We start from the raw sequence: 12,423 nt of genomic DNA, 5'->3' as shown, positions 1-12,423 counted from the left end.
AGCGCCTTCCCGGGGAAGCGGTTCCTAGGCCCCGTCCGTCCAAGATCCGCTGGACGGGGGGCTAGTCCGTGGCGGCCGTGGCGGGGACCTTCTCCGGCGTGGCCGCCGCCTTCGCGGCCTCGGCGGCGCGGTCCCGGCGCTCGCGGCGGGCCAGCACGAACCAGCCGATGGGCACACCGGCGGAGAACAGCCACCACTGGACGGCGTACGCCATGTGCGGACCGATGTCGCTGTGGTTGGGCGCGGCGACCGGCTGGGGCCGCTTGCCGCCCTTGGGGGAGGACGAGGTGAGCTCGATGTAGCCGCCGAGGACGGGCCGGGACAGCGCCTTCGCCTGCTGCTCGCTGTTGATCAGCGAGACCTGGCGGGGCGGCAGCCCCTGCTTGTCCTTGATGCCGCTGTTGCCGGTGGTCTCGTCGGCCTTCAGCCGGCCGGTGACGGTGACCTTGCCGGAGGGGGCGGCGGGGACCTTGGGGAACTTGGTGAGGTCCGTGCCCGCCGGGATCCAGCCCCGGTTGACCAGGACCGCGCGGTCGTCCGGGAGCAGCAGCGGGGTGAGGACGAAGTAGCCGATGGACTGTTCGTCGGAGCCGGTGCGCTGGCGGACGACGACCTCATGGGCGGTGTCATAGGTGCCGGTGGCGGTCACCGTGCGCCAGGTGTCGTCGCGGGGGACGGTACGGCCGGGGGCGGTGAACTTCTCGACGGCCACGGCCGGGGCGTCGAGGTTGTCCCCGATCAGCTGGTTCTGCGCGACCCGGTGCTCATGGCGGTGCAGCTGCCAGAAACCCAGCCTGATCATCGTCGGGATCAGGGCCAGGGCCACGAGTGTGAGGATCACCCACTGCCGGGTCAACAGGAAGCGGTACACATCCTCGACCCTACTCGGCGTGGATTGTCCCTCGGCCGCTGGGGGCGTCCCAGGACAATCCACGCAGGCGGACGGGTTCACACATGGTCGACGATGCCCACCTTCCCTTCCGCCCGCGCGCAGTGCGCACAGCAGTAGAACTGGCCGTCGGCCTCCACGCCCTGCCCGATGATCTGGGCCCGGCAGTGCTCGCAAATGGGCGCCATGCGGTGGATGGCGCACTGGAAACAGTCGAAGACGTGCACATTGCCCTGTGCGTGCACTTCGAATGTCATCCGGTAGTCGTTTCCGCAGACCTCACAACGTGCCATGCGCCTCAGCGTGCGGGGCCGCGCGGTGGCGGGCGAGCGGTGGGCGGGCGCGTCGCGCCGACTTCACCTGTTTGTCGGCGGCGCGGGGGTGACGTCCTGGAGGAGCTGCATGAAGGCGGCCTCGTCGATGACGGGTGTGCCGAAGGAGCGGGCCTTGGTGGTCTTGGACGTGGGCGACTCGGGGTCGTTGGTGACCAGCACGCTGGTGAGCCGGGAGACGCTGGTGGCCACGTGCAGCCCGGCCTCGATGGCCCGGTCCTCCAGCAGCTCGCGGTCCACGGAGGTGTCCCCGGAGAACGCCACCCGCATGCCCTGGACCAGCTGCCCGCCCGGCTCGTAGCGCCCGGGGTTGGGGTAGGGGCAGGCGGGGCGCTTGCGGCTGGGGCGCCAGGTCTGCTGGTACGACCGCTGACGGCCGATGGCCGGTCCTTCGGACCACTCGGTGAGCGGCTGGCAGGCCAGCAGCGGCAGCCGCAGCCCGGTCTCGGCGGCGCGGTGGAGGCTGGGCCGGAAGGTCTCGGCGAGCACCCGCGCGTCGTCCAGGGCGTGGTGGGCGCGCCGCTGGACCACTCCGTAGTGCGCGGCGAGGGTCTCCAGCTTGTGGTTGGGCAGCGGCAGGCCCAGCTCCTTGGAGAGGGCGATGGTGCACAGCCGCTGCCGCACGGGCGCGGCGCCGCGGGTGCGGGCGTACTCGCGGGCGAGCATCGACCAGTCGAAGGCCGCGTTGTGTGCCACCAGGACGCGGTCGGCCAGGCGCTCGGAGAGCTCCGCGGCGATCTCGGGGAAGCGCGGGGCGCCCGCGAGCATCTCCTCGGTGAGGCCGTGGATCCACACCGGGCCGGGATCGCGCTGCGGATTGACCAGGGTGTACCAGTGGTCCTGCACCGCGCCCCGGGCGTCGAGCTGATAGACCGCCGCGGAGACGATCCGGTCGTCGCGGGCGAGGCCGGTGGTCTCCACGTCGACGACCGCATACCCCTGCGGATAGGTGGCCGGCCAGGACGACGGCGGGGCGAGGTGCGGGGCGGCTGCCGTGGGGTCTTCGAGCATGGTCAATGAGGATACGGGCCGTCACCGACAACCCTGACCGGCGGGCCGGTCGGGACGTCCGCCGCCCCGGGGTTGACGGGGCGTCGGGCCCGGTCGGCGGGCCGGAGCCCGTACCCGGCGGGTCAGAGCCTGGACAGGGCCAGCTGCAGATCGACGTCGCTGATGAGGAGGCGGCCGGCGCGCTTGTCTCCCGGGCGGTCGGGCACCGTCACCTTCACCCCGGGCGAATCCCCGGTGAGAACCGTCACCTTGGCGCCGTCGAAGCGCGGGGCCCGCTGGCGGATGACGGACTTCAGGCGGTCGGCGGCCCGTTCGGCGGTCCGTTTGCCGTCGGTGAGGGCGCAGATCACCCCGGATGTCTGCTTCGCGGACTTCGCCAGCTGTCCGGTGGCCGAGAGGCGCACCGGATCCTTGGGGTCCTTCCCGCCGAAGTCGACGCGGTAGACATCGCCCAGGCAGTCGCCCAGCGCCCGGTAGTCCGGGTCGTCCGCCACGGACTTGCCCTTGGCCGGGCGCACCGCCGACAGATCCTTACCGGCGTAGCCGAAGGAGATCTCGTCCTTGGCGACCTGGAGGGTGATCCCGTCCTTCGTCCAGACCGTCTCGCCGTGCCAGGTGCGCGGGGCGAATCCGCCCGCCTTGAGCTTGGCGGTGACGCGGTCCGCGTCGAAGGAGCCCTGCCAGTGCCCGGCGTATCCATTGGTCACATCGGTGTCGATCATGGCCGGATCGAGGCCATAGGCATGGGCGTTGAAGCGGTAGCCCGTCATCAGTGGACTGCCCGCCTGACCGACGGCGCGGAACCGCTGGGAGTCGCCCTTCCCGCCCTTCTCGCCCTTCTCCAGGGAACGCACCCGGGCGGCGTCGAGATAGGAGACCTGGGCCCCCTTCGCGCCCGCGGTCGAGACGTGCCCCACCGCGTCCATCAGGGCTGAGGAGGAGTCATCGCCGCCCGACCCGGAGGAGCACCCCGTGGTGAGCGCCGACAGCAGGCAGGCGAAGGCTATGCCGCCGATCCGGAACCGTTCTCTGGCTCTGCGCACAGGCGGGGAGCTTAATCGGCCATGCCGTCATGGGCTATGCCGCCGTCGGCTATGCCGCCATGGGCCATGCCGTCCGAGGCGAGACCTGTTGTTGACGCCGCATCTACCATACTTGTTGGTAACTACCCCTAGCGGCGGCCTTACGGGCGGTTCTATGTTGCGGACATGCCGCACCTGCCCAATGCCGTGATGTGGTCGATACCGGCCTTCGTCCTGCTCGCCGTCGTGGAGATGGTGAGCTACCGCTTCCACCCCGACGAGGACGCCGAGGGCTACGCGGCGAACGACGCCGCGACCAGCGTCACCATGGGGCTCGGCAGCCTGGTCTTCGATCTGCTGTGGAAGATCCCGATTGTGGCGATCTACGCCGCCGTCTACGAACTCACCCCGCTGCGCGTCCCGGTGGTGTGGTGGACGCTGCCGCTGATGCTGCTCGCCCAGGACTTCTTCTACTACTGGTCGCACCGCGGGCACCATGTCATCCGCATTCTGTGGGCGTGCCATGTGGTGCACCACTCCAGCCGCAAGTTCAACTTCACCACCGCCCTGCGGCAGCCGTGGACCACCTGGACCGTCTGGCCGTTCTACGTGCCGATGATCGCGCTCGGGGTGCATCCGGCGGCGGTGGCGTTCTGCTCGTCGGTGAACCTCGTCTACCAGTTCTGGATCCACACCGAGCGGATCGGCACCCTGCCGCGCCCCGTCGAGTTCGTCTTCAACACCCCCTCGCACCACCGCGTCCACCACGCCTCCCAAGGCGGCTATCTGGACCGCAACTTCGGGGGCATCCTCATCGTCTGGGACCGGCTCTTCGGGTCCTTCGTCCCCGAGACCGATCGGCCCGTCTACGGCCTGACGAAGAACATCGACACCTACAACCCGCTGCGCGTGGCCACGCACGAGTACGCGGCCATCGCCCGCGACATCGCGGCGGCGCGGGACTGGCGCGAGCGGGCGGGCCGGGTCTTCCGGGGACCGGGCTGGCAGCCCGCGACGGTCCCGGAGGCGGGTCTCCCGGAGGCCGGTTCCCCGGAGGCCGGTCCGGAGGCCGGGCGGCCGGAGCCGGTCGGCGAGAGCGTGCGGTGACGCCCGCCGCCGGGCGCGCGACGACGGTCCTACGGGCCCTCTTCGCGCTGCTGACCGCCGTTCACCTGGGCGCGCTGCTCGTGGACGCCACCACCGCCGTCCACCTCACCAAGCCCGCCCTGATGCCCGTGCTCGCCGTATGGGCCGTGGCGCGCGGCGGGCCGTGGCCGCTCCCGGCCGCGCTGCTGTGCGGCTGCGGGGGCGATGTGCTGCTCCAGATCGGCGGCGAGACCGCGTTCCTGGCCGGAATGGGGTGCTTCGCGGCCGGGCACCTCTGCTATCTGGCGCTGTTCGCCCGCGCGGGGCGGCGCCGTACGGCACCCTGGGCGGCCGCCGGATACGGGGCCGCGTGGCTGGGCACGGTGGCGCTGCTGTGGCCCGGCCTCGCCCCGCATCTGCGGCTTCCCATCGCGGGCTACAGCCTGCTGCTGACGGTCATGGCGCTGGCCGCGCTCGGGGCGGGTGTGTGGACCGGGCTCGGCGGGGCGCTCTTCATGCTCTCCGACACCCTGATCGCGGCCGGGCTCGCGGACTGGCCACGGCCGCCGGTGCCCCAATTCTGGATCATGGCCACCTATACAGCCGCCCAGTGGCTGCTGGCGGCGGGGGCGACGCGCGACGCGGTCCCGCGCCCCGCGCCGGAACGGGCGCTCGTCAGCCCATGACGCCCGTAAGGCCGTGACGCCCAAGGCTGTGACGCCCGTAAGGCCGTGACGCCAAGGCTGTGACGCCCGTAAGGCGGTCACGCCCAAGCCCGTAACGCCCGTAGGGCAGTCACGCCCAAGCCCGTGACGCCCGTAAGGCCGTGACCCTCGTCAGTACGTGACCGGCAGCCGCCTGAGCCGGACCACGCGCAGCGGGTCCGAGTGGCGGTCATGGCTCAGCTCCCAGTCCCGGGCGCGCGCCGCCTCGACCACATAGCCCGCGCCCACTCCGCGGTACTCGCGTACGGGGATGTCGTGCGGGCCCGGCGGCGGGGCCTTCTTCGCCTTCTGGGCGGCGAGTTCCTTGGCGGTCCAGGAGGCGATGCGCTTGTCGACCCGGGCCCGGTAGAAGGCCGCGTCGCCCTCGTGCCGCAGCTCCGGGAGCGTCACGCACCAGGCGGGCCACACCTTCACGCTGTCCCCGAACTTGTCGATCAGGCCGAGGAACCCCTTCTCGAACCCGGGGATCACCGTAAGGATCTCGGCCACGATCCCGAAGGCGATGAAGCCGAGGAAGATCACCACGATCAGCGCCCACCACAGCGGCAGCAGCAGCACGGTCAGCACGAACCGGATCAGCAGCGAGTAGGCCGGCCGTGGGGGCAGCGGCCCCCAGGAGTCGTCGTGGTGCACGGGAACGGGGTCCTCTCGCGGCTTCATGGGGAACATGTACGGGCCGCCGGGCGGCTGCTCCGCCCTGACGGCCCGTGCATTGTGTCAGCCGGTCACTTCTCGACGGCGTCCAGAGCGTCCGCGAGCCCGGCGCCGTAGAAGCCGTTGTACCGCTTGCCGCCCTCGCACACCGCGTCGACCGTGCCGTCACCGTCGATGTCGTACGGCGTCGGGCAGGCCAGGTCATCGGCCTCGGCCTTGAGCAGCGCCTTCACCTGCCAGGGGGAGGCGTGCGGATGGGTGCTCTTGATGAGCGCCGCGACACCGGCCACATGCGGCGAGGCCATCGACGTGCCCGCCATGTAGCCGTACTGCCCGCCCGGCAGCGTGTTGTAGATCAGGCCGCTGGTGGCCGGGGGCTCGGGCTTCTGGTAGACGGTGCTGTCGCCGCCGGGGGCCGCGATGTCGATGATCCCCAGGCCGTAGTTGGAGAACGAGGACTTGAGCCCCTTGGCGCCGGTCGAGGCGACCGTGACGACGCCCGGCAGCTGGGTCGGGATGTCCAGGCAGACGCTCGGGTCCACCTCCCGGTCACCGGGGGTGGTGTCGTTGGGGCTGGAGGGGTCGGTGATGGTGTCCGAGGTGAGGTCGTAGTTCTCGTTGCCCGCCGCGGCCACATTGACCACACCCCGGCGCTCGGCGTACGACGAGGCCCGGCGCACCGCCTCGACCAGGGCCTTCTGGTCCGGGTCGGTGGTGCAGTTGAAGTACCACGGGTCGGTGTAATAGCTGTTGTTGGTGACGTCCACGCCGTGCTCCGCGGCCCAGACGAAGCCGCAGACGACCGCCTCGGTGTAGAAGAACCCGGCCGTCGTGGACACCTTGATTCCGGAGACCTTGACGCCCGGGGCCACACCGGTGACGCCGACGCCGTTCTTCGCGGCGGCGATCTCGCCCGCCACATGCGTGCCGTGCGGGGACTCCTCGGCGCTCGGCCGCCAGGCGCCGTCGGCGGTGTCCGGCTTGCCCGTCACACAGTTGACGGACGCCTTACGGTCGAAGTTCGGCGCCAGATCCGGGTGGGTGTCGTCCACACCGGTGTCGATGACCCCGACGGTGACCTTACGGCTGCCCAGGCTCTTCTCATGCGCCTTGTCCGCCTTGATCGCCGGCAGATCCCACTGCAGCGGCTCCAGCGGGTCCTGCCCGGCCTTCGCCTTCGCCGCCACCGCCTGGCGCTGCTTCTCGCTCAGCAGCTTCGGCGTGTCGATGTCGTCGGTGGACTGGGCGGGCAGCGGGGCGGTGCGGGTGTTCCCGGCGGAGGTGACGCCGCGCACCTTACGGACGGTCTTGGCGAAGTCCGGGTTGCCGGAGTGGACGACGATGACGCCGATCCGGTCGTAGGACACGACGACCGTGCCGCCGGCCTGGGCGATGGCCTTGCGGATCCGGGACGGGTCCTGCCCCGGACGGGTGTTGACGACATAGCTCAGGGACGGGCCGTCGGCCGTGGCGGCCGCGGCGGCGTGGCCGTCCCGCCCGAGCGCGCTGGCGGTGGTGGGCAGGAAGGCCAGCGCGGTGGTGAGCGCCATGGCGGCGGGTATAGCGGCGGTGCGCAGCGGCAGGGAGGTGCGGCGCGGCGTCATGGGTACTCCGGTTCTCTCGACGGTTCTCTCGAGGTGGCTGAGAAGGCTCTGGGCGGGCGGACCGGGCTGGATCGTCAGCGTTCCGGACCGGGGGCGCGGACGCGCGCTCAGCGCGCCACTCGGGGGACGTGGAGCCCCCGGGCGCGGGCGGCGGTCCGGCGGGCCGCGTCAACGGCGGCGGTCCGGCCGGGGTCATCCGCACAAGCGAATGTGCGCGCCCTTGCGGCGCGGCTCCCGCGCGCGGCCTCGATGCCCCGGGACGCCGCGGAACCGGGGCAGAGGCGGCGAGGAGTGGTGCGGGGGTGGTGCGAAGCCGACGAGCCGTCAAAAACCCGCCGTCCGGGTCTTGGAGGAGCCGATCTCAGATGAGCCATGGGATCTCCACTTCATCCGTACGGGCCGCCCGAACGCCGTCCGCGGCTGGGCGGGTACATGACGAAGGAAGCTATCGCTGATCAAGGTCGGACATCAATGCATTCCGGAAGAAAACCCGCCACAGTACCCGGAGCCGATCCCTCCCCCGAATTCTTATCCGTCTTTCAATCAACCGGCCCCTGTCGTACGGGTCCGCGCCGCCCTACCATGCGTGATCTGGATCACTCGCCGCCGTATGCCTTCCCGTCGTACCCACTCACCAGGAGAGACCGTGGATACCGCACCGGCCAACGATCGCCCCGACGATCAGCGGCAACTTGACCGTTCTGCCTACGCCGAGGTGCAAGCGAGCGCGGAGTTCGGCGAACTGCGCGGTGCCCACCGCTCGTTCGCCTTCCCGCTCACCATCGCGTTCGTCAGCTGGTACCTCCTCTACGTCCTGCTGTCCAACTACGCGGGCGGCTTCATGGGCACCAAGGTCGTGGGCCACATCAACGTGGCCCTGGTGTTCGGGCTCGCCCAGTTCCTGACCACCTTCCTCATCGCCTGGTGGTACTCCCGGCACGCCGCCGCCAAGCTGGACCCGCGCGCCCAGGCCATCAAGTCCCGTCTGGAGGAGCGCTCATGAGCACCTACCTGCTCGCGGCCGAGAGCGCCTCGGACAACCGGCCGCTGATCGTCACGCTCTTCTCGGTCTTCGTCGTGGCGACCCTGGTCATCACCGTCTGGGCGGGCCGGCAGACCAAGGACGCCACCGACTTCTACGCCGGCGGCCGCCAGTTCACCGGCTTCCAGAACGGCCTGGCCATCTCCGGCGACTACATGTCCGCCGCGTCCTTCCTCGGCATCGCCGGTGCCATCGCGCTCTCCGGCTACGACGGCTTCCTGTACTCGATCGGTTTCCTCGTCGCCTGGCTGGTGGCCCTGCTGCTGGTCGCCGAGCCGCTGCGGAACTCCGGCCGCTACACGATGGGCGACGTGCTCGCCTACCGGATGCGCCAGCGCCCGGTGCGCACGGCCGCGGGCGTCTCCACCATCGTCGTCTCGATCTTCTACCTGCTGGCGCAGATGGCGGGCGCGGGGGTGCTGGTCTCCCTGCTGCTGGGCATCACCAGCGAGGCCGGGAAGATCCTCATCGTCGTCCTCGTCGGCGTCGTGATGATGCTCTACGTCACCATCGGCGGTATGAAGGGCACCACCTGGGTGCAGATGGTCAAGGCCGTGCTGCTGATCGCGGGCACGCTGCTGATCACCTTCCTGGTGCTGCTGAAGTTCAACTTCAACATCTCCGACCTGCTGGGGGAGGCGGCCAAGAACAGCGGCATCGGAGAGTCGTTCCTGGAACCGGGGCTGAAGTACGGGGTCAACGCCACCACCAAGCTGGACTTCATCTCGCTCGGTATCGCCCTGGTCCTGGGCACCGCGGGCCTGCCCCACATCCTCATCCGGTTCTACACCGTGCCCACCGCGCGGGCCGCCCGTAACTCGGTCAACTGGGCCATCGGCATCATCGGCCTCTTCTACCTGATGACCATCGCGCTGGGCTTCGGCGCCGCCGCGCTGCTCAAGCACGACGACATCATCGCCTCCAACAAGTCGGGCAACACCGCCGCGCCACTGCTCGCCGAGGAGATCGGCGGTGGACCGGACTCCACCGGCGGCGCCATCCTGCTCGCGGTGATCTCCGCGGTGGCGTTCGCGACGATCCTCGCCGTGGTCGCCGGGCTCACCCTCGCCTCCTCGTCGTCCTTCGCCCACGACCTGTACGCCAACGTCATCCGCAAGGGCGAGGCGACCCAGAAGGAGGAGATCTCGGCGGCGCGCTGGGCCACCGTCGGCATCGGCACCGTCGCCGTCGTCCTCGGCGTCTTCGCACGAGATCTCAACGTCGCCGGACTCGTGGCACTCGCCTTCGCGGTCGCCGCGTCCGCCAACCTGCCGACCATCCTCTACAGCCTGTTCTGGAAACGCTTCACCACCCAGGGCGCGCTGTGGTCCATCTACGGCGGACTGATCTCCTCGGTCTTCCTGGTGCTCTTCTCGCCCGTCGTCTCGGGCAAGGAGACCTCGATGTTCCCGGACGTGGACTTCCACTGGTTCCCGCTGGAGAACCCCGGACTGATCTCCATCCCGCTGGGCTTCCTGCTCGGCTGGCTGGGCACCGTCGTCTCCAAGGAGCAGCCCGACAAGGAGAAGTACGCCGAGCTGGAAGTGCGCTCGCTCACCGGGCACGGAGCCCACTGACCGGCCACTCCCACCCGCGCGGCCCCTCCATGTCACACCCGTAACGTACGCTGCGAGAGAATTGAGCAGTGCACGCACGCCAACCGTGGAGGGGCCGCCACCATGTTGATCGACACCTATGGTCGCGTAGCCACCGACCTGCGTGTCTCCCTGACCGATCGCTGCAACCTGCGCTGTACCTACTGCATGCCGGAAGAGGGCCTGCAGTGGCTCGCCAAACCGGATCTGCTCACCGACGACGAGATAGTCCGGCTGATCCGGATCGCCGTCACCGAGCTCGGGGTCACCGAGGTCCGCTTCACCGGCGGTGAGCCACTGCTGCGCCCGGGTCTGGTCGGCATCGTGGAGCGCTGCGCGGACCTCGCCCCGCGCCCCCGGATGTCGCTCACCACCAACGGCATCGGTTTGGAGCGCACCGCCCAGGCCCTGCGCGACGCGGGCCTGGACCGGGTCAATGTCTCGCTCGACACCCTGCGTCCGGAGGTGTTCCAGGCCATCACCCGGCGCAAGCGCCATGGCGATGTGCTGCGAGGCCTCGACGCGGCGCACACCGCCGGGCTGACCCCGGTGAAGGTCAACGCCGTGCTGATGCCGGGGCTCAACGAGGACGAGGCGCCGGAGCTGCTCGCCTGGGCCCTGGAAAACGGCTATGAGCTGCGCTTCATCGAGCAGATGCCGCTCGATCCGCAGCACGGCTGGAAGCGCGACGGCATGATCACCGCAGGGGACATCCTGGCCAGTCTGCGCACTCGCTTCACCCTCACCGCCGAGGGCGAGGACGAGCGTGGCTCCGCGCCCGCCGAGCGCTGGCTGGTCGACGGCGGCCCGGCCCGGGTCGGCGTCATCGCCTCGGTCACCCGTCCGTTCTGCCGCGCCTGCGACCGCACCCGGCTGACCGCCGACGGGCAGGTGCGCACCTGCCTCTTCGCGCGCGAGGAGTCCGATCTGCGCGGAGCGCTGCGCTCCGGCGCCCCGGACGAGGAGATCGCCCGGCTGTGGCGGCTGGCGATGTGGGGCAAGAAGGCCGGATCCGGGCTCGATGACCCCTCGTTCCTCCAGCCGGACCGGCCGATGTCGGCGATCGGGGGCTGATCACTGGTCTTCGGCGGCCGACCATTCCTCCAGCGTCACCACGTCCTTGAGGAAGCCCCGCACTCCGAGGAACTCCGCGAGATATTCGCGGTGTTCCTCGCAGGCGAGCCAGGTCTTGCGCCGCTCCGGGGTGTGGATCTTGGGGTTGTTCCAGGCCAGCACCCATACGGCGGGGGCGTGGCAGCCCTTGGCGGAGCAGATCACGGTGTCGGTCTCGGCGGCGGTCTCGCGGATGTTCACACCGCAGACTCTACGAAAAGCACGCCGGACATGACGACGCCGGGCAGCCACGGGGGGAGCCGCCCGGCGTCGGTCCGTCGCTCCGACGGGGGATGCGGAGCGCGTACGCAGTATGTCACGAGGGATGGGGCCCGGTGCACCGGTACTGCACTATTGATCTGAGGTTTTCTTGAGCTTACGGAAACGTGGCAGGTCAGCCACGCTCACCGGGTCCAGGATCGCTGATATGTCCGACGTCCTCCGGGACGGATTCCGCCCCGTGGGGATCGCTCGGCTCCTCTCCGCGCCCGGCGATCAGCATCGGACGGGGCGGGGTCGGGACGAAGGTGGTGGGCAGCGAAGTGGCGTTCTCCCGGCCCGCGTTGGCTATCACGACCGCGATGTAGGGCAGCACCCCGCCGAGCACCAGGGCCACGATGGCCACATGGCGCTCCACGTTCCACAACACCGCCGCCAGCACGACCGCGACGGTCCGGACCGACATCGAGATCACATAGCGGCGCTGCCGGCCGCGCACATCGTCGGCCAGCCCCTGCCGCGCTCCGGTGATTCGGAAGACCTCCGCATCGCCGTGCTTCCGCATCACGTTCCACCACCTGATCGCCGAGCGGGCTTCCCCCGCTCTGGGACGTACTCAACGTTACGCCGCGCCTGCTGTCGGTTCGAGACCGGGGCACCCTGATGGGTGCCGTCTCCGGCTACGCCGACGTGCGTATCGGCCCTCCGGCGTGCGCCGTAGTCGAAGTGGCCGAACACTGGAAGGGATGTGCATCCCCTCGCCGCGTGTCAGGGAGGCGACATGAACTGGCTATGGGCGATCGTCGTGGGCCTGATCCTGGGTGTGATCGCCAGGGCGATCCTGCCCGGCAAACAGGCCATTCCGCTGTGGCTGACCTGCATCTACGGCATCCTCGGTGGCATTCTGGGCAATGCGGTGGCCGGCTGGATCGGGGTCAGGCACACCGAGGGCTTCGACTGGATCCGGCATCTGCTGCAGCTGGCGGGGGCGGTGCTGATCGTCGCGCTGGGCACTCCGCTGTGGCACTCGATCCGCAGTGGCGGACGCAGACGCAGTGCGACCTGAGGGTGCGACGGCGGTGTGATCCGGAGCGCGACGGCGGTGTGATCCGGTGCGCGACGCCGGTGTGA

Annotated in this window: 14 protein-coding genes; 6 read left to right on the top strand and 8 right to left on the bottom strand. The window is 70.1% G+C overall.

Annotation, left to right across the window (positions count from 1 at the left end; genetic code table 11):
* Nucleotides 1–61: 61 nt before the first annotated feature.
* From J2Z30_RS00245 to J2Z30_RS00230, 4 genes are all read right to left on the bottom strand, one after another.
* Nucleotides 62–871: an SURF1 family cytochrome oxidase biogenesis protein gene (locus J2Z30_RS00245; RefSeq protein WP_044577377.1), complete on the bottom strand. Its 810-nt coding sequence runs from the start codon at nucleotides 869–871 to the stop codon at nucleotides 62–64.
* Nucleotides 872–948: 77 nt separating this feature from the next.
* Complete coding sequence (locus tag J2Z30_RS00240; protein WP_037949523.1) at nucleotides 949–1,182, bottom strand: metallothionein; 234 nt, start codon at nucleotides 1,180–1,182, stop codon at nucleotides 949–951.
* 63 nt (nucleotides 1,183–1,245) lie between these two features.
* Complete coding sequence (locus tag J2Z30_RS00235; RefSeq protein WP_044577378.1) at nucleotides 1,246–2,232, bottom strand: DEDDh family exonuclease; 987 nt, start codon at nucleotides 2,230–2,232, stop codon at nucleotides 1,246–1,248.
* A gap of 122 nt (nucleotides 2,233–2,354) precedes the next feature.
* Nucleotides 2,355–3,275, bottom strand: a complete 921-nt coding sequence (locus J2Z30_RS00230) for a hypothetical protein (protein WP_052701642.1) — start codon at nucleotides 3,273–3,275, stop codon at nucleotides 2,355–2,357.
* A gap of 165 nt (nucleotides 3,276–3,440) precedes the next feature.
* Here J2Z30_RS00230 and J2Z30_RS00225 point away from each other — a divergent pair, with 165 nt between their 5' ends.
* Together J2Z30_RS00225 and J2Z30_RS00220 are read left to right on the top strand one after the other, a co-directional pair.
* Entirely contained in the window at nucleotides 3,441–4,361 is a 921-nt protein-coding gene (locus J2Z30_RS00225; protein ID WP_044577379.1) for a sterol desaturase family protein, read from the top strand.
* Nucleotides 4,358–5,026 carry a lysoplasmalogenase gene (locus J2Z30_RS00220; RefSeq protein ID WP_044577381.1) on the top strand — a complete coding sequence of 223 codons (669 nt, stop codon included), beginning with the start codon at nucleotides 4,358–4,360 and terminating at the stop codon, nucleotides 5,024–5,026. Before J2Z30_RS00225 ends, J2Z30_RS00220 begins: the two co-directional genes overlap by 4 nt.
* Before the next feature lie 150 nt (nucleotides 5,027–5,176).
* On the opposite strand, the gene J2Z30_RS00215 is transcribed toward J2Z30_RS00220, so the two are convergent.
* Together J2Z30_RS00215 and J2Z30_RS00210 are read right to left on the bottom strand one after the other, a co-directional pair.
* A complete protein-coding gene (locus tag J2Z30_RS00215; RefSeq protein WP_044582101.1) occupies nucleotides 5,177–5,725 on the bottom strand; it encodes a hypothetical protein in 549 nt (182 codons plus the stop codon).
* A gap of 65 nt (nucleotides 5,726–5,790) precedes the next feature.
* Nucleotides 5,791–7,323 (bottom strand): S8 family peptidase, encoded by a 1,533-nt coding sequence (locus J2Z30_RS00210; RefSeq protein ID WP_107073384.1) that lies wholly within the window; start codon nucleotides 7,321–7,323, stop codon nucleotides 5,791–5,793.
* A gap of 646 nt (nucleotides 7,324–7,969) precedes the next feature.
* Here J2Z30_RS00210 and J2Z30_RS00205 point away from each other — a divergent pair.
* From J2Z30_RS00205 to moaA, 3 genes are all read left to right on the top strand, one after another.
* Complete coding sequence (locus tag J2Z30_RS00205; RefSeq protein WP_044577382.1) at nucleotides 7,970–8,326, top strand: DUF485 domain-containing protein; 357 nt, start codon at nucleotides 7,970–7,972, stop codon at nucleotides 8,324–8,326.
* Entirely contained in the window at nucleotides 8,323–9,942 is a 1,620-nt protein-coding gene (locus J2Z30_RS00200; protein WP_044577384.1) for a monocarboxylic acid transporter, read from the top strand. Before J2Z30_RS00205 ends, J2Z30_RS00200 begins: the two co-directional genes overlap by 4 nt.
* 102 nt (nucleotides 9,943–10,044) lie before the next feature.
* Complete coding sequence (gene moaA, locus J2Z30_RS00195) at nucleotides 10,045–11,034, top strand: GTP 3',8-cyclase MoaA (protein ID WP_044577386.1); 990 nt, start codon at nucleotides 10,045–10,047, stop codon at nucleotides 11,032–11,034.
* On the opposite strand, the gene J2Z30_RS00190 is transcribed toward moaA, so the two are convergent.
* On the bottom strand, nucleotides 11,035–11,274 hold the full coding sequence (locus tag J2Z30_RS00190; protein WP_044577388.1) for a hypothetical protein: 240 nt from the start codon (nucleotides 11,272–11,274) through the stop codon (nucleotides 11,035–11,037). It lies immediately after the preceding gene.
* Nucleotides 11,275–11,467: 193 nt separating this feature from the next.
* Nucleotides 11,468–11,857, bottom strand: coding sequence for a DUF3099 domain-containing protein (locus tag J2Z30_RS00185; RefSeq protein ID WP_044577390.1), 390 nt, complete (start codon nucleotides 11,855–11,857; stop codon nucleotides 11,468–11,470).
* A 216-nt stretch (nucleotides 11,858–12,073) separates the two neighbouring features.
* On the opposite strand from J2Z30_RS00185, the gene J2Z30_RS00180 reads away from it, so the two are divergent.
* Entirely contained in the window at nucleotides 12,074–12,358 is a 285-nt protein-coding gene (locus J2Z30_RS00180) for a GlsB/YeaQ/YmgE family stress response membrane protein (RefSeq protein WP_044577392.1), read from the top strand.
* The last annotated feature ends 65 nt before the right edge of the window (nucleotides 12,359–12,423 follow it).

This window comes from Streptomyces iranensis (assembly GCF_017874715.1).
Lineage (GTDB): Bacteria > Actinomycetota > Actinomycetes > Streptomycetales > Streptomycetaceae > Streptomyces > Streptomyces iranensis.
The sequence above is the reverse complement of the archived record's forward strand: the minus strand, read 5'-3'. Positions and strand labels throughout refer to the sequence as shown.